Origin of the sequence: Streptomyces sp. NPDC002886, assembly GCF_042888445.1 — a bacterium.
GTDB lineage: Bacteria > Actinomycetota > Actinomycetes > Streptomycetales > Streptomycetaceae > Streptomyces.
The window spans coordinates 377131-397001 of sequence record NZ_JBIAPV010000004.1 but is presented as its reverse complement, the minus strand read 5'-3'; the positions used below and the strand labels follow the sequence as shown (position 1 = coordinate 397001).

General features: G+C 72.3%; 9 protein-coding genes. 3 read left to right on the top strand and 6 right to left on the bottom strand.

Annotated elements, in window-relative coordinates:
• Positions 1 to 142: 142 nt before the first annotated feature.
• The 3 genes from ACFYYB_RS20150 to ACFYYB_RS20140 form a co-directional block, all read right to left on the bottom strand.
• Entirely contained in the window at positions 143 to 3484 is a 3342-nt protein-coding gene (locus ACFYYB_RS20150; RefSeq protein WP_389436552.1) for an amino acid adenylation domain-containing protein, read from the bottom strand.
• Positions 3481 to 9156 carry an amino acid adenylation domain-containing protein gene (locus ACFYYB_RS20145; protein ID WP_389436551.1) on the bottom strand — a complete coding sequence of 1892 codons (5676 nt, stop codon included), beginning with the start codon at positions 9154 to 9156 and terminating at the stop codon, positions 3481 to 3483. Before ACFYYB_RS20145 ends, ACFYYB_RS20150 begins: the two co-directional genes overlap by 4 nt.
• A gap of 106 nt (positions 9157 to 9262) precedes the next feature.
• Positions 9263 to 12412: an amino acid adenylation domain-containing protein gene (locus ACFYYB_RS20140; RefSeq protein ID WP_389436549.1), complete on the bottom strand. Its 3150-nt coding sequence runs from the start codon at positions 12410 to 12412 to the stop codon at positions 9263 to 9265.
• Between the two features lie 921 nt (positions 12413 to 13333).
• On the opposite strand from ACFYYB_RS20140, the gene ACFYYB_RS20135 reads away from it, so the two are divergent.
• The 3 genes from ACFYYB_RS20135 (at position 13334) to ACFYYB_RS20125 (ending at position 16942) form a co-directional block, all read left to right on the top strand.
• Positions 13334 to 14785, top strand: coding sequence for a purine-cytosine permease family protein (locus ACFYYB_RS20135; protein ID WP_389436547.1), 1452 nt, complete (start codon positions 13334 to 13336; stop codon positions 14783 to 14785).
• A 101-nt stretch (positions 14786 to 14886) separates the two neighbouring features.
• On the top strand, positions 14887 to 16056 hold the full coding sequence (locus tag ACFYYB_RS20130; protein WP_389436546.1) for an agmatine/peptidylarginine deiminase: 1170 nt from the start codon (positions 14887 to 14889) through the stop codon (positions 16054 to 16056).
• Positions 16057 to 16249: 193 nt separating this feature from the next.
• Positions 16250 to 16942 carry a transcriptional regulator gene (locus ACFYYB_RS20125; protein ID WP_389436545.1) on the top strand — a complete coding sequence of 231 codons (693 nt, stop codon included), beginning with the start codon at positions 16250 to 16252 and terminating at the stop codon, positions 16940 to 16942.
• A gap of 194 nt (positions 16943 to 17136) precedes the next feature.
• Here ACFYYB_RS20125 and thpD read toward each other — a convergent pair whose 3' ends face one another.
• The 3 genes from thpD to ectB are packed head-to-tail and all read right to left on the bottom strand — an operon-like array spanning position 17137 to position 19808.
• Complete coding sequence (gene thpD / locus ACFYYB_RS20120; RefSeq protein WP_389436544.1) at positions 17137 to 18039, bottom strand: ectoine hydroxylase; 903 nt, start codon at positions 18037 to 18039, stop codon at positions 17137 to 17139.
• A 55-nt stretch (positions 18040 to 18094) separates the two neighbouring features.
• A complete protein-coding gene (locus ACFYYB_RS20115) occupies positions 18095 to 18499 on the bottom strand; it encodes an ectoine synthase (protein WP_389436543.1) in 405 nt (134 codons plus the stop codon).
• 40 nt (positions 18500 to 18539) lie between these two features.
• On the bottom strand, positions 18540 to 19808 hold the full coding sequence (ectB, locus tag ACFYYB_RS20110) for a diaminobutyrate--2-oxoglutarate transaminase (RefSeq protein WP_389436542.1): 1269 nt from the start codon (positions 19806 to 19808) through the stop codon (positions 18540 to 18542).
• Between the last annotated feature and the right edge of the window lie 63 nt (positions 19809 to 19871).

Genomic DNA, 19871 nt, shown 5'->3' with positions numbered 1-19871 from the left:
CTGCCCGGCGGTGCGTCTGATGGCCGTGCGTCTGACGGCGGTCCGGTGGAGCGGCCGTCCGGTGAGGCGGCGCTCCGGTGGATTGGCGGTCCGGGCGGACCGGTCCGGGCGGACCGGTCCGGTCCGGGGCTTCGGCGGTGGGTCAGTCCAGCCGGCCGGCCGCCTCCTCCTCGCTGAGGGCGTCGATCTCCGCGATCAGCAGGGCCTCGATCCGGGCTGCCAGGGCGGCCGGGGTGGGGCTCTCGAAGACGTCGCGGATCGACACGTCGAGGCCGACGCCGGCCCGGATGCGAGCGGCGACCCTGGTGACCAGGAGCGAGTCACCGCCGAGGCTGAGGAAGTCGTCCAGCACGCCGACCCTCGGTACGCCGAGCACCTCCTGCCAGAGGTCCACCACCAGGGCCTCGGCATCGGTACGGGGCGCCAGGTACCCGGTGCCGGCCCCCGCCGGATCCGGGTCGGGCAGCGCCGCCGCGTCGAGCTTGCCGTTGGCGGTGAGCGGGAGGGCGTCGAGCAGCACCACGCTGTCGGGCACCATGAAGGCCGGCAGCCGCAGCGCCAGGTGCTCGCGCAGCTCGCCCGGCCGCGGCGCGGCTGCCGGGGACCGCTCTCCGGCGGCCGGTCGCGGGACGGCGTACGCGATCAGCCGGCGGCCGTCCCGGACGAGCACGGCCGCCAGGCCGACGGCCGGATGGGCGGTGAGGGCGGCCTCGATCTCGGCGGGCTCGATCCGGTATCCGCGGATCTTCACCTGGCCGTCGGCCCGGCCGAGGAACTCCAGCTGTCCGTCCGTGCGCCACCGGGCGCGGTCGCCGGTGCGGTACATCCGGCCGTGCGGGGCGTCGGTGAACGGATCGGGGAGGAAGGCCTCCGCGGTCAGCTCGGGCCGGGCCACGTAGCCGCGCGCCAGGCCGGCGCCGCCGATGTAGAGCTCGCCCTCGGATCCGGCGGGCAGCAGGCTGCCGCGTTCGTCCAGGAGGTAGAGCCGCACCCCCGGGAGCGGACGGCCGAGCGGAGGGCGCTGCTCGAGGGCGGGGCGGCCGGCGGGGCCGTCACCGGGTCCACCGCCGAGGCCGTCACCGCGCTCGCGGGACCGCTCTCCGGCGAGCTCGCCCGCGGTGACGATGACGGTGGCCTCCGTCGGGCCGTACGTGTTGACCAGCCGGACGGTGTCGCCGTGCCGCTCCCGCCACCGGGCGAGCGTGGCGGCCCGCGCCTCGGAACCGCCGAGGACCACCAGACGCAGCGCCGGCGGCCACGGGGCCTGGTCTCCGAGCGAGACCAGTTCCTCCCAGTACGCGGTGGGCAGGTCCAGTACGGTGACGGACCGTCCGGCCCCGCCGCGCAGCAGGTCGGGCAGCATCCGGCCGCCTCCCGGCAGCAGGACGACACAGGCGCCCGAGGTGAGGGCGGGCCAGATCTCCTCGGCGTGGGTGTCGAAGCCGATGGAGGCGAACTGGACGATCCGGTCGCCCGGCCGGAGGCCGTAGCCGTCCGGTCCGGCCATCCACCGGACCCGCTCGGCCAGGGCGGCGTGCTCGACGGCGACGCCCTTGGGGGTGCCGGTGGAGCCCGAGGTGTAGAGGACGTACGCGAGGCCGTCCGGGGCGGTCCCGGGCAGCGCGGGATCCGTGCTCCCGGCCCCGACGCCGGGGACCGCCGACCGCCCGTCTGCGGTGTCCGGTTCGCCGACGGCCAGCACCGGGATTCCGAGGTCCGGCCGCTCGCCTCCGGTGAGCAGGAGGGCGGCGTCCGCCTCGCAGAGCATCAGCCTCTGGCGCTCGGCCGGGTGCGCGGGGTCCAGCGGCAGGTAGCCGGCGCCGGCCTTCCAGATCGCCAGCAGGGCGGTGACCAGTTCCAAGGACGGTTCGATCCGGACGCCCACCGCGCGGCCGGCCACCGGGCCCAGCCTGCGGGCCAACTCATCCGAGGCGCGGTCGAGTTCGGCGTAGGTCCGGACGCTGCCCGCGCATTCGAGAGCGGGCGCGTCGGGGCGGGCGGCGACCTGGTCGGCGAAGCCGCGCAGGATCGTACGGGCGTCGTCCCCGGCAGCGGGGACGACGGGTCCGGCGCCGAGGGCGAGCAGCGCGGCGCGCTCCTCGCCGGACGGCAGCCAGTCGCCGTGCAGCCGGACCGTCACGTCCTCGATCGCCCGGCCGAGCAGGTCGCTGACCCGGCGCGCCAGGGCCTCGACCGTGGCGCGTTCGAAGAGCTCCCGGTCGAAGCAGAACGAGAGCGTCATCCCCCCGTCCGGCGTCCGCCAGCTGTCCAGCAGCAGATCGGTCTTGGCCCGGTCGAAGCCGGAGTCCATGTCCGCCGTACGGACACCCGCGGGCAGCGGGGTCCGCCCGTCGGCGCCGGCCAGCTCGTACTGGCTCTGGTGGACGAACACCGCCTGGTAGAGGGGGCCGACGCCGGGCAGTACGGGCAGCCCCAGTTCGGCGGCCACCCGCTCGACCGGGACGTCCTGGTGGCTCAGCGCGGCCATCGTGGCGGAACGGACCCGGCGCAGCACGGCGTGGAAGTCGGGGTCGCCGGTGAGGTCCGCGCGGATCACCCCGGTGCGGGAGAAGTACCCGAGGAGGGCTTCGTGGGCGGTCTCGTTGCGGCCGGCCAGCGGGGTGCCGACGGCGAAGTCGTAGGTGCCGCTCCAGCGGGCCAGTACGCACTGGTAGGCGGCGAGCAGCACCATGAAGGGGGTGCAGCGCTGCTCACGGGCCAGAGCGTCGAGTCCGGCGACGAGCTCGGGACCGAGGGCGAGCTCGGCGAAGCCGGCCGGATGGGCGGGCTCGGCGGGCCTGGGGTGGTCCAGCGGCATCCGCAGGGGGCCGACGCCGGTCAGGCGTCCGCTCCAGTAACGGACCGCCTCCTCGGCCGCTCCGCCGTCCAGCCGGGTCCGCTCGGCGAGCGCGAAGTCGCCGAACTCGAGCTTGAGCTCCGGCAGTTCGGCCGGACCCTCGCCGGTCTCCTCGCGGTACAGCGCGAGCAGCTCGCGCCACAGCACGGTGAACGACCAGCCGTCGGAGACGATGTGGTGGACCACCACGCTCAGCGCGTGCTCGTCGTCGCCCGCGCTGACCAGGACGGCCCGCAGCGGCGGGCGCTCGCTCAGGTCGAAGGGGGCGTTGACGAAGGGGGCGCAGGCCGCGGTGAAGGACTCCTCCGTGGCATCCGGTATCGGGACCAGGGTGAGCTCCACGTCCCGTACGGGCTCCACGAGCTGGACGGGCTGCTCGCCGTCCAGGGCGAACCGGGTGCGCAGCACCCGGTGCCGCTCGGTGAGCCGGGTGAGCGCCGCGCCCAGCGCGCGCGGATCGATCGGACCGCTCCAGCGCCGGTTCAGGTACATGTTGAACCCGGCGTCCTGGGGCCCCAGTTGCTGGAGGAACCAGAGACGGCGCTGCTCGTCGGTCAGCGGGTGGCGGGCGATCGGGGCGGGTGAGGCCGGGGAGGCGAGGGCGGCGGGGGAGATCGGTGAAGTCATCGGTTCGTCTCGCTCTTCGTGCGGGCCTGCAGGGTCTCCAGGCCGATCAGGTCGTCGGACTCGGCGTCCGGGACTTCCCGGTCGAAGCGGGCCAGGACGGGAATGCAGAGGCTGATCAGGACCAGTACGGCCATGGCGAGGCCGAACACCAGGTAGAGCAGGCCGATGCCGCGCCCGTCGCCGGTGCCGATCAGCGCGCCGACGCTGGAGGCCAGTGCGCCGCCCTCGTCCATCAGGGGCTGGAGCAGCTCGGGCCCGGCCGGGGCGACCAGGGCGAAGCCGATCGGCAGGGTGGACCAGGCGACGAGGGTGTTCACCGCGATCACCCGGCCGTGGAAGCGCATCGGCACCTTGGTCTGGATGACCGTGGCGTAGATGCCGTTGAGCAGCGCCAGCCCGTAGGTCATGCCGAACGCGCCGACGGCGACCACGGCCACCGAGGGCCGCAGGCCGGTGACGACACAGGCCGCGGCGAGACCGAGCGTGGCGAACAGGACGCCGCGCAGGCGCATCCGGCGCGGGCCTCCCCAGATCAGCAGGGTGAGGCCGCCGAGGACGGCGCCCAGGCCGGCCGCGGTGGAGACCCAGCCGGCCGCGGCCGTCGAGGAGAAGGAGAGCACGAGCGGGGTGACGAGCAGGAACAGCGGGGAGAGGAAGATGTTCAGCGCCGCGAACCAGAACAGCATGGCCCTGAAGTGGCGGCTTCCGAGGGCTCGTTGGAAGCCCGCACGGATCTCCGCGGCGACGCTCTCGCGCCGGGTGGCGGCCATGACGTCGGGGAAGCGCACGGCCAGGGTGACGCCGGTGGCGATCAGGTAGCTGACGACGTCGAAGACCAGGATGCCGCCGAGGCCGACCACGTGCAGGATGCCGACCGCGATCAGCGGAACGAGGAACTGGGCCAGGCCGAGGGCCATCTGGACCACACCGTTGGCGCGGCCGAGGAACCGCTTGGGCACCAACTGCGGCACCGCCGAGCCCCATGCCACGCGCTGGAAGGCGAGCGCGGCGGAGAGCAGGGAGATCATCACGTAGCAGTGCCAGATCTCCAGCGAGCCGCTGAGGTACAGCACCAGCAGCGCCGCCTGGGTCAGACCGGCCGCGATGTCGCCGCCCAGCATCACCCGGCGGCGGTCGCCGCGGTCGACGATGGCGCCGGCCAGCGGGGCGGCCACGATGCCGGGCACCAGGCCGAAGGCGGCGAGCAGGCCGAGCTGGAACAGCGAGCCGGTCTGCAGGTAGATCCAGATCGGCAGGGCGAACTCGGTGAGCGCCGAGCCGATCATCGAGAGCTGCTGGCCGGTGGCGATGGCCAGGAAACGGCCCATGGTCGGCCGGACGGGCGGGCGCGGGCGGGCCCTACGGGACTTCCACGGGCTCCCGGACCGCTCCGGCTCCTCCGACGGCCCGGGATCCGGCGCGGAGCGAGGCCCGGCGTGCGGCCCGGCGTGCGGCTCCGTCGCGGAGGCGGGTTCCGTCCCCGCCGCGTCGCGGGACAGCCCGGCCAGCCACCAGGTGGCGTCGGCGGTGCGTGCGTGGCGCGCCTCCTCGCCGGCGGCGATCGAGCGGTGCACCCCGGTCACGATGCCGGCCAGTTCCTCGGCGCGGTACTTGAGGTAGAAGTGCCCGGCCTCGTCCAGGACGACCACGGCGGCCGTACCGGTGATCCGGTGCCACTCGCGGAACCGTTCCTCGTAGAACTCGGTCGCCGGATCGCGGTCACCGCACACGGCGATCACCGGCGCCGTGATGGCGCCGCCCTCGCTCTCGTACAGCTCGCCGAAGTAGCGCTCGGCGCCCTTGGTGCCGACCCGGCGGTTGTGCACGATCAGCCTCAGCTGGTCCTCGTCGACCTCGTCCACGTCCAGGCCCGCCGAGGCCAGGGCGTTGATCATGCCCTGGTCGCTGCGCAGCCGGGCGGCCAGCTCGGCGAACCGCTCGGCCAGCGCCGCGCCGCGGCCCCTCGGGCGGGCGAAGGGGAAGATGCCTCCGAGGTGGACGGCGTCGATCTCCCGCCCGGCGGCCTCCACCCGACGGGCGATCTCCACGGTCAGCCGGACGCCGACCCCGCAGTGCCCGTAGAGCACCAGGGGTCCCGGGACGGTGGCGACGATCTCCTCGGCGCAGAGCCGGGCGACCTCGTCGATGTCCATGGCCTCCTCGCCCAGTTCGTGGCCGGGGACGGCGATGGAGTGCAGGGCCCAGTCCGCGGGCATGGCGTCGGCGAGCGGCTTGTAGATCAGTGCGCTGCCGCCGCCGTAGGGGGCGCAGACCACACTGGCGGCCGCCTTGCGGCGCTCGGGGGTGAGCAGGTGCAGCAGTCGGCGCGGGCCGCGGTCGGCCTCGGGCGTGGCCACCAGTTCGGCGAGCCGGCGGACCGTCGGGTACTTGAAGAGGTCCATCACGCCGACCGGTGTGGCCAGGTCGGGGAAGGCCCGGCGCATCCGGGCGACCACCTGGGTGGCGAGCAGGGAGTGGCCCCCGAGCTCGAAGAAGTCGTCCAGCGCGCCGACGCGGGGGAGCTCCAGCAGGTCAGCCCACATGGCGGCGATCACCTGCTCGGCGCCGTCCTCGGGGTCGACGTGGGTACCGGCGGCCGGGCCGTCCGCGGGCGCGGGCAGCGCCTTGCGGTCGACCTTGCCGTGGGCGAGCAGCGGCAGTCGCTCCAGCACCACGTACCGGGCCGGAACCATGTAGTCCGGCAGGACCTCGCCCAGGGTGGCGCGCAGTTCGGCGGCGGTCGGCGGTTCGCCGCCGGCCGGGCGTTCCAGGTAGGCGACGAGGTTCTGCTTGACCCCCTCACCGCGCGCCAGGACCACCGCCTGGGTGACGCCGGGCAGGGCGGTCAGCGCGGCCTCGATCTCCCCGGGCTCGACCCGGTAGCCGCGGACCTTGATCTGGTCGTCGCCGCGGCCGAGGTAGTCCAGGGTCCCGTCCGTGCGCCAGCGCGCCAGGTCGCCGGTGCGGTACATCCGCGGGCCGCCGGACGAGAGGGGCGACGGGTCGCCGGACGGGTCGCCGGACGGGTCGCCGGACGGGGCGGCGTACGGGGCGGCGTACGGGTCGGGCAGGAATCGCTCGTCGGTCAGGTCCGGCCGGCCGAGGTACCCCCGGGCCAGCCGGTCCCCGCCCAGGTACAACTCACCGGTGACGCCCGGCGGAACGGGGTTGCGGGCCTCGTCCAGCACGTAGCAGCGCGCGCCGGCCAGCGGACTGCCGATCGGGGTGTTGCCCGGAGCGTCCAGGCCGTCGGCGGTGACCTCGTGGACGGTGATCCCCACCGTCGCCTCGGTGGGTCCGTAGTGGTTGAACACCGCGCAGCGGCCCAGTGCGGCGATGCCCGCCGCCCAGGACCAGCCGCTGGCCTCGCCGCCGAGGACCAGGGTGCGGCGCGGCAGCAGCCGCTCGATCGGCGCGTCGGCGGTCAGCGCGGCCAAGTGGGAGGGCGTCATCTTCAGGTGGTCGATGCCCGCCCGCTCGATCTCCGCGGCCAGCTCCACGCCCGCGATCCGGCGGGGCAGCAGGTGGACCCGGCCGCCGGTCGTGAGCGCCAGGTAGAGCATGGTCATGCTGAAGTCGAAGGAGAGCGACTGGAGCAGCCCGTAGGAGCCCCCGGGCTCGATCCGCAGCCGCTCGCGGACGCCCGCGAGGTAGTTGAGGATCTGCCGGTGCTGTACGGCGACGCCCTTGGGCGTGCCGGTGGAGCCCGAGGTGTAGATCACGTACGCCAGGTGGTCGGCGCCGGAGACCTCCTCCAGCGGCGCCCCGTCCCCGTCCGGGGTGTCGTCCGGGTCGGCCCCGTCGTCCGTCAGCAGGTCGGCCGCCGGGTGGTCGCCGAAGCGCGCTCGCAGCACGGTGTCGGTGATCAGGACCTTGGCCCCGGCGTCGGCGACCAGGTGGGCGAGCCGGGCGGGGGGCTGTTCCGGGTCGAGCGGCAGGTAGCCGCCGCCGGCCTTGAGTACGGCGACCAGGGCGACGGCCAGTTCGGCGGACTGCTCCAGGCAGACGGCGACCCGGTCGTCCGCTCCCACGCCCAGCGCCCGAAGGCGCCTGGCCAGGGCGTTCGCGCGCCGGTCGAGGTCGGCGTAGGTCAGCGTGCGGTCCTCGAAGACCAGCGCGGGCGCCTGCGGTGTCCGCGCCGCCGCCTCGGCCAGCGCCCGGGTGAGCGTCGCGGGACCGCCGTCCGGCAGCGCGGGACCGGCGGCCCAGGCGCCGAGTACGTCCGACCGCTCGGCCGCGCTCAGCAGCGGGAGCCGGTCGACCGGCACCGCGGGGTCGGCGACGCCCGCCGCGGTCAGCAGCTCGAAGCGCTCGACGAGGCGGTCGACGGTGCCCGCGTCGAAGAGGTCGGTGCGGTAGGTGAGCAGACCGTACAGGCCGCCGTCCGGCTCCTCGCGCATGTAGAGGGCGAGGTCGGCGTGGGTGGTGGTGGCTTCGTAGCCGAAGCCCTCGGTGTCCAGGCCCGCCGCGGGGGCGGTGGCGCGGTCGCCGTAGTTCTGGAAGGCGAAGGAGGTCTGGAAGACGGCGGCGCGGCTCACGTCGCGTTCGACCGCGAGATCGCTGACCATCTGCTCGAACGGCACCTCCTGGTGCGCGTACGCGTCGAGCGTGGTCTCGCGGACCCGGCTGATCAGCCGGCCGAAGTCGAGATCGGCGGAGAGCCGGGCACGGATCGGCAGCATGTTCACGAACGCGCCGACGACGCCTTCGAGTTCATGGTGGAGACGGCCGGCGACGGCGGAGCCGACCGCGAAGTCGCGCTGGCCGGAGTGCCGGCCCAGGAGGGCCTGGAACGCGGCCATCAACACCATGTACGTGGAGGCGCCAAAGGACCGGGCGACCTCGGCGACCTGGCGGGAGAGTTCGGGGCTCCAGCGGAACTCGGTCGCGGCGCCGTCGAAGGTGAACAGCGGCGGGCGGGGCCGGTCGGAGGGCAGTTCCAGGGCCGGGACGCCGTCGAGTTCGTGGCGCCAGTGCTCACGGGAGGCGGCGAGCCGTCCGTTCTCCAGACGGTCGCGCTGCCAGGCCGCGTAGTCGCCGAACTGAACCGCCAGAGCGGGGAGTTCGCCCGGAGTGCCGTGGGCGTGGTGGGCGTAGCGGAGGTCGAGCTCGCGGTTGAGGAGGTCGATCGACCAGCCGTCGCAGATGATGTGGTGCATCACCAAGGCCAGGACGTGGTCCTCCTCGGCGATCCGGACCACGAGAGCGCGCACCAGCGGGCCGGTCTGGAGGTCGAAGGGTTCGGCGATCAGGGCGCCCAGCTCGGCGGCGGCGCGCGCCTGCGGGTCCGGGTCCGCGGCGGCGTCCAGGTGCCGGGCCGCGAACGGCGCGGGCTCGGAGACCCGGACTTCGGCCGTGCCGGCCTCGGTGGTGGCGAAGGTCATCCGCAGGCTCTCGTGCCGGGCCACCAGGTCGGTCAGCGCGGAGTCCAGGGCGGTTCGGTCGAAGGGGCCTCGGAGCCTGCGGGCCGGGGCCAGCGTGTAGGCCGTGGAGCCGGGAGCGAACTGGTCCATGAACCAGAGCCGTTCCTGGCCGCTGGAGAGCGGCGGTGCGGTGTCCGCCGGGCGGGGGTCCACCACCCGGGCGGGGGCCGAGGCGCCGCGCAGCCGCTGGCTGAGGAGGGCGCGCTTGGCTGCGGACCAGTCGGTGGGCAGGTCCTGGGTATCCGTCATCGAGTTCCTGTTCGGACGTGCGGCGGGGGAGTCGGAGGGTGCGGACACGGCGGGGCCGACCCCGCGACCGGCGTACCGGGCGCGGGATCGGGTCGAGGGCGGCGTCCTACTGGAGTTCCCTGACGGCGGCAGCGATGCCGGCCGGGGTGGGGACGTCGAAGAAGACGTCGAAGTCGAGTTCCACGCCGAGCGCGTCGCGGATCCGGACGGCGATCTGGATCACCGTCAGAGAATGCCCGCCGAGGTCGAACAGGTCGTCCTCGGGACCGACGTCGGGCAGGTTGAGCACCTCGGCCCAGATCCGGCGGACGGTCGAGGTCGTCTCGTCCTCGGCGTGAGCTTCGGTGCCGGCCCCGGCGGACTGCGGCGCCGGGGTCTCGCGCGGCGGGGGCACGGGCAGGGCCCGCCGGTCCAGCTTGCCGTTCGGAGTGAGCGGCAGCCGCTCCACGGTGAGCCAGCGCTGCGGCACCATCGCGGCCGGCAGGGTGCGCGTCAGGTGCTCCCGCAGGTCGGCGGGGGCGGGCGCCGGGGCGCCGGCGGCCGGGACCAGGTAACCGGCCAGGAAGGGCTCGCCGTCCTCCTCGGTGCGGACCGCGACGGCGGCCTGGGCGAGGGCCGGGTGCTCCAACAGGGCGGACTCGATCTCGCCGAGTTCGATCCGGTGGCCGCGGATCTTGACCTGGTCGTCGATGCGGCCGAGGAAGTCGAGTTCGCCGTCGGCCGTCCAGACGGCGCGGTCCCCGGTGCGGTAGAGCCGGGCGCCGGGCGGACCGAAGGGGCTCCGCACGAACCGCTCGGCGGTGAGTTCGGGTCGGCCGAGGTAGCCGTGGGCGACGCCGTCCCCGCCGATCAGCAGCTCTCCGGGAATGCCGAGCGGGGTCGGCCGCAGCTGCTCGTCGACGACGTAGGTCTGCGTGTTGGCGATGGGCCGGCCGATCCTCACCTGCCGGGGATCGGCGGGGAGTTCGGCGCAGGTGGACCAGATGGTGGTCTCCGTGGGCCCGTACACGTTGAACAACCGGGCCGTGTGCGACCGCAGTTCACGGGCGAGCGGCAGCGGCAGCGCCTCACCGCCGGCCAGGCCGGTGACGGCGCCCAGCGCGTCGGCGGGCGGCGCGCCGGCCCCGCTCACCGCCGTGAGCATCACCCGCCATCCGGACGGGGTGGCCTGGACGTGGGTGACGCCCTCCGCCGCGATCAGCGCGAGCAGCCCGGGGCCGTCGACGGAGAGGCCGTCCGGAGCCAGCACCAGGCGGCCGCCGGTGATCAGCGGCAGGTAGAGCTCCAGCGCGGAGATGTCGAAGGAGAGCGAGGTCAGTCCGAGCCAGGCGTGCTCGGGGCCGGAGCCTAGCCGGTCGGCGAAGGAGGTGAGCAGGTTGACCAGCGCCCGGTGGCCGACCTCGACGCCCTTGGGGCGGCCCGTGGAGCCGGAGGTGTACAGGACGTACGCCACGTCCTGCGGCCCGGGGGCGGCCCCGGGGGCGGCCCCGGCCGGGTCCTGCGCCGACCGGGCGGGGACCCGTAGGACCGCGGGGGCCGCGGCGGCCACCACGGGCGCGGGCTCACGGTCGGCGAGCACCACGACGGCTCCGGAGTCGCGCAGGACCAGGGCCAGGCGCTCGGCGGGATAGCCGGGGTCCAGCGGCAGGTACGCCGCGCCGGTGGCGAGGACCGCGAGCAGCGCGGCGGGCAGGTCGGCGGTGCGGTCCAGGTGGAGGGCGACCAGATCACCGGGACGGACGCCTCCGGCAGCCAGGACATCGACCAACTGTGCGCTACGGAGCATCAGTTCGCGGTAGGACAGGTGGCGGCCGGAAGCAGTGACCGCGATGGCCTCGGGGGTGGCGGCGGCCTGGGCGCGGACCAGGTCGAGCACGGTCCGGTCGGCGGGATAGGGGTGGTCGGTGGCGTTCGGGGCGGTGGTGACGGCACGGAGCTCGGCCGCGTCCAGCAGGGGAAGGTCCACCAGCCGGGCCCCGGGGGCGGCGACCGCGCCCGCGAGCAGGGTGCTGTAGTGACCGGCGATCCGGCGGGCGGTGTCCGGGGCGAGCACGGCCGGGTCGTACTGGAGGCTGAAGTCGATGCCGCCGCCCGGGGCGCCGTCCGTGCCGGGGGCTTCGACGGCCTGGAGGTGGAGAGTGTTGCGGGCGGTGCGGTTGTGCACGGCCCAGGTGACCCGGGCGCCGGTGCCGGCGAATTCCGGGTCCTGGCCGCGCCGGCGGTAGCCGAGCGAGACCGCGCTCAGTCCGACGCGGGGGCTCAGTCCGGGGACGGCGGTGCCGAAGGGCACGCTGCGGTACGGGTAACCGGCCCGCAGCTCGGCACGGACGGCCCCGGCGAAGTCGGTGAAGGTCCGTGACGCGTCGCCCGTCGGCGCGTGGACCGGCAGCTCGTTGACGAACAGCCCTATTTCTTCGGCGAGTTCGGGCGTCCGGGTCGAGAACGGGATGGAGACCGGCACCGCTTCGCCGCCGTACCGGCGCAAGAGCCCGTGCAGGGCCGCGAGCAGGAACTCGAAGACGGTGGTCCCGGCGAGGGCGGCCGCGGTGGCCAGCTCGCCGGCCTCGGCGCCGTCGAGGCGCCACTCGACCGCCTCACCGGCCCCGGCGACGGTCGGGGTGCGCACCGCTCCGGGCAGTACCGGGTCGGTGGCGGCGGCCCAGCGCGGGCCGAACCACTCGGCGGCGCCCCGTACGGTGCCCGGATCCGGGGCCGGTGCGGTCGGTGCGGTCCGCGCGCCGCCCGGCACGTCCGCCGGATCCTCGGTCGGGGCCAGGGGCGCCGGGCCGTACGCGGCTGCGAGGTCCCGGGTCAGGACGTCCTTGGAGTTTCCGTCGAAGACCGCGTGATGGACGGTGACCAGCAGCTCGGCGCTGCCGTCGGCGCGTCGGTGCAGGGTGAAGCGGCTGAGCGGTCCGGTCTCCAGGGCGAACGGGCGAGCGGCCTCCTCTTCCAGCGTCTTCTCCAAGTCGGCCTCGTCCGAGGGTGCTTCGAGTCGCACCAGTTCGGGCCGCCGGGCCGCTGGTTCCTGCCAGACCTGGCCTCCGTGCTCCACCAGCCGCGCGGCCAGGGCCGGATGGCGCCTGATCACCACGTCCACCGCGCGGGCCAGCGCCTCCGTGTCGATCCGGTCGAAGGAGATCCGCACCGGCATGTGGAAGGCCTCGCGGGCCAGTCCCAGCCGTTCGGTGAGCCAGACGCCCTGCTGGGCCGGCGAGGCCGCCGTGCGGTCGGGCAGGGGGAGTACTTCGGACATCGGCGGCTCACTTAGGACGTCGGAGCAGGGTGGCGGAGCAGCACGGGTGAACGTGCGGACGCGCATGGGGCGCGGCCTGCCGCACGGTGGGGCCCTGGTCACCAACGGCCGGCCGCAGCAAGCGGGTTTGGTGACGCAATGGGCCACGGTGTGGCGTCCGGTCCTCCCCCGGGGACCGGCCGACGGCCGCAAACGGTCAGGACCGCCGGACGTCCGGGGATATCCCGGGACGTCAGGTGCCTCACCTCGGGCCCCCGCCCGATGAAGACAATTGGTCCAGACCTGTCGAGAGATTCGCACAACGCCCATGGAGCGTCAAGGGGCGTCCATTGCCCGGATTCGGCTGCCATGTGCGGTCGATCTGTACCGGAGTCCTCCCAAACATCCTCCCGGTTGAACATGTTTGACGGTTGGTCACCTTCCGTTGGTTGGCTGGATGACGCCGTAGTGGTCCACGGGGGAGCGGGCCGCAGCGCGCAGGGCCCGATCCGGTCCCGGTGGCGTTGACGGTGCGCCGCGACCGGGCTGCGCCAGTGGACCGCTCTTTGCTTTCGGGACGACGGGAGAGAATGCCGCGGCGGCCCTCGGCCTTCTCGCGGCGCCCTCTTCCGCCCCGTTCGGCCCGGACGGGCCGGCCGCGCGCCTTGGTCTCGACGTCTCTCTACTGAAAATTCCGTCAGTAGGGGTTGTGTGAGGTGAAAAGCCGCCTCAGGCTCTACATCGCAGGCCCGGTAGTCGAGATCGAGACATTGGCATCGTCGGTCGGGGCTGCGACTCCCCGCGTTGACTTGCTTGTAGGGAACATGCGACTTGCCCATTGACTGGAATTTCAGTCAGTCCCTACGGTGAGCGCAGCCTGATCGGCTCTGGAGGGGCGAGGCGGCTCAACAGCCGTGCGCATGCCCGTATATGGGAGATCAAATGGGAACAATCGCCTCAGAGGTATCGGATTCGACACCTCCTGCGGGCATCGAGGTGCACTCGATCGACTGGGTGCCCCTCGAGGAACGGCACGGCAAGCCTTCGAGCGTCGGGGCCATCTGGTTCGTGGGCAGCCTCAACCTCACGGGCCTGGCGACCGGCGTCGTGACGCTCTCCATGGGGGCCTCGCTCCTCTGGACGGTGGTCGCCACGGTTCTTGGTTCGCTCTTCGGAACGTTCTTCATGGCGTTCCACTCGGCCCAGGGTCCACAACTGGGCCTGCCCCAACTGGTGCAGTCGCGACCCCAGTTCGGTTACCTGGGCGCCGCGTTCACCGTGTGGGTTTTCGCCCTCGTCAACTACGTGGCCTTCAATACGTCCGACGCCCTGCTGTCCGGGCAGGCGCTGAACACGCTCACCGGCATACCGAACGGGCTCGGCTACGCGCTGGCCGCCGTGGTGGCGGCCGTCATCGCCCTGTTCGGATACGAATGGATCCACCGGCTGAACAAGTGGCTCACCTGGCCCTTCGTCGTGATCACCGCGGCGATCACCGGGGCCGCGCTGTTCGGCGGAGGGCTGCCGGACGGTGTCTGGGACGCCGGCCCGTTCGAACTCGCGCCGTTCATGCTCGTCTTCGTCTTCGTCGCGGGCTTCCAACTGGGCTGGGCGCCGTACGTCTCGGACTACTCGCGCTATCTCCGGCCCGACGTCCCCGTGCGCAGCACCTTCTGGTGGACCTACCTGCCCAGTGCGCTCTCCGGGATCTGGGTGTTCGTCCTCGGCGCCGTCGTCTCGGCCGCCGCCCCCGAGGGCACCGACCCGGTGACCGCCCTGAAGCTGTCGGCGGACAGGCTCTTCAGCGGGTTCGGCACGGTCGCCGTCGTCGTACTGCTCATCGGGCTGCTCTCCATCATGGCGATCAACCAGTACGGCGGCAGTCTCACCATGATCTCGATCGTGGACTCCTTCCGGCCGGTCAAGCCGACGCGGATCATCAGGATCGCGACGATCGGGATCATGATGGTGGCCGTCGGGACGGTTTCCATCCTCGTCGGCATCGATCAGTTCAACTGGTTCTTCGCCAACGTGGTCGTGGTGCTGACGTACTTGTTCATCCCGTGGACGGCCATCAACCTGGTCGACTTCTTCTTCGTCCGACGCGGCCAGTACGTCGTCAAGGAGATCTTCAACCCGAACGGCATCTACGGCCGATGGGGATGGCGGGGGAACCTCGCGTACGTGATCGGGCTGGCCTTCATGGCGCCCTTCATGGTCATCACGGGCCTCTACATCGGCCCCGCCGCGGAATCCCTCGGTGGCGTCGACTACTCGATCTTCGTCGGCCTGCCGGTGTCCGGCGCCCTCTACTGGCTCTTCGCCCGAAGCCTCGACCTGGACACCGAGCGCCGGATGGTCCGGGAGGAGGGCCTGCTCGACGAACTCCACTGATCGCCATGACGGACCGACTCCGTAGACGAACTCCACTCTGCAACTCCACTGAGCAACACCGTGCCCGCACGCACAGAACTGCCATGAAAAGGGAGCACCACGTGAAGACTGAGCACGACGGCCAGAAGCCGGCCATGAGCCGCCGAAGCCTCCTCGCCCGCACCGGAGCGGCCGCGGCCGCGCTGGCGGTGGGCCCGGTCCTCGGCGGTATCCAGCCCGCCATGGCCGCGTCCTGGCGCGTACCCGGGGAAGACGAGTCGCACAAGCGGACCTGGATGGCCTGGCCCTCCAGCTCCACGATCTGGGGCAGCACGCTGTCCAAGATCCAGACCGACATCGCCAAGCTCGCCAAGGAAATAGCCAAGTACGAGCCGGTCATCATGTGCGCAGACGGCTCCTCGGCCGCGTCGCAGGCCAGGAGCTTGTGCGGGTCCACCGTCACGGTGATCAGCTCGGTTCCCGTCTCGGACTGCTGGATGCGGGACACCGGCCCGCTGTTCCGCGTGGACGACGCCGGCGGCCTGGACTCCATCGGCCTGAACTTCAACGCCTGGGGCGAGAACGCCACGACCTTCTACGGCATCCCCGCCTCCGCCTACAACAAGGACCGCGCGGTCGAGCAGAACGTCGCCGCCTACAACGGGACTCCTTTCGCCAGGACTTCCGTGGTCGGTGAAGGCGGCGGCGTGGAGTACGACGGCGACGGCACGCTGATGGCGACGGAGAGCTGTTGGCTGAACTCCAACCGCAACCCCGGCAAGACGCGGAGCCAGATCGAGGCGGAGCTGCTCGCCAAGTTCGGCGCCACGAAGATGATCTGGCTGCCCGGTGTCACCGGAGAGGACGTCACCGACGGCCACATCGACGGCACCGCCCGCTACATCAAGCCCGGTGTGGTGATGGTGCAGTTGGCCGGTGCGGTGCGGCCGGCCGTCTGGACCGCCAACGCCAACGCCATCCGCAACGTGCTGGTGAACGCGACCGACGCCAGGGGGCGCCGACTCCAGGTCCTCACCATCGAGGGCCCGGACACCCTGCCGCGCATCTCGCGGAGCAAGCAGGCGGCCTTCCTCAGCTCCTACATGAACTGGGCGGTGACCAACGATGCCGTAATTACCACCCAGTTCGGCGACACCGCCAAGGACGCGGCGGCCAAGGCGGCCATCTCGGCCGCCTACGGCAGGCCCGTCGTGCAGCTCAACCTCGACAACCTCTACGGCAACGGGGGCGGTGGCGCGCACTGCGTCACGATGCAGGAGCCCAACCGCTAGGCAACGGGCCCGGGTCTCACGCCCGAGACCCGGGCCGGCCGTCCCCGCTCCGAGCGGGGACGGCGTTCCGCGGCCCCGTCGGCCGGGATACCGCAACCCGGAATGGCTCGACGACCCGCGCTTGGTGTTCGTCCATCATTCCGTTTCCCCTTGCGCGCGGGGCGCCCGAGGGGCGTTGCGAGGTGTCTTGTACGTGTACAGCACTCCGTTTTCCCCCGCCGAGGCCAGAGCCGCGCGAGCCCGCATGGGTCTGACCCTGGTCCAGGTGGCGGCCTCCATGACCTCCTGTGGCACTCCGGTCCACCCCGTGTTGGTCCAGGGGTGGGAGCAGGGCTGGAACGCGCCCTCCGACCAGCACCTCTTCGCGCTGGCCGATGTGCTGTGGTGCGACACGGTCACCCTCATGGGCACCGCGCCGAGGACGCTCGTCGAGTTCCGGTTGGCTCGCCGGGTCGGTGTGGAACGGCTGGCGTACCTCCTGGGCATGGATCCCTCCGAGTACCGCAAGGCCGAGTCGACCCGGCAGTGGCGTGGTGATGCCCGGCAGACGCGCGCTCTGGTCGAGATTCTGGGGGTGTCACCGCGCGGACTGATCGGAATCACCGGCCGCGGCGCCGAGTTGGAGGAGCTCCTTGGGGCGGGGATAGCCGGGAGATGGAAGGCCCACGTCGATCCGGTGGCGGAGATCGTCGCGGTGGACCCGACGAGCGTCGGCGATGCGCTGCGGATCATGCACGGGGAGTTCTACAGATTCTCCGAGCGGTACATGGGGCACCTGGCCGCCCGCAACGACGCCTCCAGGCTCAAGGAGATCGCGGCGGAGCGCGCGGCGTATCTGCGCCGACTGCCCGACCGCTTCTGGGAGTTGGTCGGCGAAGACGACTAGCCGGGGGGGGAAAGGGGGGATGGGGGGCCGGCGGCGCACGCCGGGACAGCGGGCCGGGGCGGGTGGGGAGTCCGCCGCGGCCCGCTGTCGCGGTCTACCGGACCGCCGGGCTGCTGGTCGTCTACGGAGCGGTGGCCGCGCAGAAGGCCAGCACGTGCTGGAAAGGGGCCCCGGCCCAGTGGCGGCCGGACGCGTCAGCCCACCGGCGTGAAGTCCTGCGAGGCGATGTACCTGGGGCGGCGCACCGGGGCGGCGAAGGGCTTCACGGGTCGGTTCTCGACGCTGTTGAAGACGAGGAACACGTTGCTGCGCGGGTAGGGCGTGATGTTGTCACCCGAGCCGTGCATCGCGTTGCAGTCGAACCAGGTGGCCGAGCCCGCCTTGCCGGTGAAGACCTTGATGCCGCAGGCCGAGGCGAACTTGGTCAGTGCCTCGTCCGACGGGGTGCCCGCGTCCTGCATCTGGAGGGACTTCTTGTAGTTGTCCTTCGGCGTCGCACCGGCACAGCCCAGGAAGCTCCGGTGGGAGCCGGGCATGATCATCAGGCCGCCGTTGCTGGTGTAGTTCGGCGTCAGGGCGATGGACACCGACACGGTGCGCATGTTCGGCAGGCCGTCCTCGGCGTGCCAGGTCTCGAAGTCGGAGTGCCAGTAGAAGCCGCTGGCCCCGAAACCGGGCTTGACGTTGATCCGGGACTGGTGCACGTACACCTCGGAGCCCAGGATCTGCCGCGCGCGCCCCACGACGCGCGGATCGGCGGCGAGGGCCGCGAACACCTCGCTGATCCGGTGGACTTCGAACACGGAGCGCACTTCCCGGGACTTCGGCTCCACGATGGACCGGTCGTCGGCCAGCGTCGAGGGGTCACGGAGCAGCCGGTCCATCTCGGCCCGGTAGACCTCCGTCTCCTCGGGCGTGATCAGTTCGTCGACGGACAGGAAGCCGTCGCGCTCGTACCTCTCCAGCTCGTGGGCCCACACCGGGCCCGGCGTGCCGGGCTCGGACCAGACGACGGGGTCCACGCGGCCGGTGAGCACCTCCTCGGAACCCCGGGTCGGATACAGGTCCTTCGCCGTGCGTGTGGATGCGTAGGTCATGGTGGTGCCTGCCTCTCCTCTCTGTCCTGCTCTGCTGTGCGTGCGGCCGCGTGACTCAGCCCTGGCCGGGCTCGGTGAGCAGCGGGTACACGCCGTTCTCGTCGTGGTCCTCCCGGCCGGTGACGGGCGGGTTGAAGACGCACAGGCAGCGGAAGTCCCTCTTCACGCGGAGGGTGTGCCGTTCGTGGCCGTCCAGGAGGTACATGGTTCCCGGCGTGATCGTGTGGGTCAGGCCGGTCTCCTCGTCCGTGAGCTCGGCCTCTCCCTCCGTGCAGACCACGGCCTCCACGTGGTTCGCGTACCACATGGACGTCGTGGTACCGGCGTACAGGACGGTCTCGTGCAGGGAGAAGCCGACGCGTTCCTTGGCCAGGACGATGCGCTTGCTCTCCCAGGTACCGGATGCCGCCCTGACGTGGCGGTCGGTTCCCTCGAGGTCCCGGAACGAGCGGACGATCATGGTGGTGTGCCCTTCGTGGTGGGTGGCGGAATGCCGGGGGTCAGGCGGTTTCGCGGACGGAGCGGGCGAGGATGTCGAGGCCCTCGTCGAGTTCGTCGCCGGTGACGGTGAGCGGCGGGAGAAGCTTCACGACCTCGCTCTCGGGACCCGAGGTCTCCACGAGGAGACCGTGCTCGAAGGCCTTCCGGCACACCGCCGCCGCACGGTCCTTGTGGCCGAACTCGACGCCCCAGACCAGTCCGCGGCCGCGGTACGTGGCACCCAGCCGGGCGTGTTCGGCGCACAGTTCGCGCAGCGCGCCCTCGATGTGCTTGCCCTGGGCGAGGGTCCCCTCGCGCAGGACGCCGTCGGCCCAGTAGGTCTCCAGGGCGGCCGTCGCGGTGACGAAGGCCGGATTGTTGCCGCGGAAGGTGCCGTTGTGCTCGCCCGGCTCCCACAGGTCCAGCTCGGGCTTGAACAGGCACAGGGACATGGGGAGTCCGTATCCGCTGATGGACTTCGAGAGCGTCACGATGTCGGGCGTGATGCCCGCCTCTTCGAAGGAGAAGAACTCACCGGTCCGGCCGCAGCCCATCTGGATGTCGTCGACGATCAGCAGCATGTCGCGGCGCCGGCACAGGTCGGCGAGCGCGCGGAGCCACTCCGCGCGCGCCACGTTGATCCCGCCTTCGCCCTGGATCGTCTCGACGATGACCGCCGCCGGGTGGTTGAGGCCGGATCCCTGGTCCTCCAGCAGGCGCTCGAACCAGAGGAAGTCGGGTACCCGGCCCCCGAGATAGTTGTCGAAGGGCATCGGGGTGCCGTGCACCAGGGGGACGCCGGCACCGGCCCGTTTGAAGGCGTTGCCCGTGACGGCGAGGGAGCCGAGCGACATGCCGTGGAAGGCGTTGGTGAAGGAGACGACCGACTCGCGGCCCTTGGCCTTCCGTGCCAGCTTGAGCGCCGCTTCGACGGCGTTGGTCCCGGTGGGCCCCGGGAACATCACCTTGTAGTTCAGCGCGCGGGGTTCGAGGACGTGGGACCGGAAGGCCTCGAGGAAGGACCGCTTGGCCGTCGTCGCCATGTCGAGCCCATGCGTGATCCCGTCCCGCTCCAGGTAGTCGAGGAGGGCCCGCTTCAGAACGGGGTTGTTGTGCCCGTAGTTCAGGGACCCGGCGCCGGCGAAGAAGTCCAGGTAGGCGGAGCCGTGCTCGTCGTACAGCCGGCTTCCCGTGGCGCGCTCGAAGACGACGGGCCAGGCGCGGCAGTAGCTGCGCACCTCGGACTCCAGGGTCTCGAAGACGGACAGGACCGGCTCGGTCATGGTCAAGGGAACTCTCCAATGAAGGTGGGGTTCTGGGTGCCAGGCGATGAATGCGGGGGCGCGACCCCC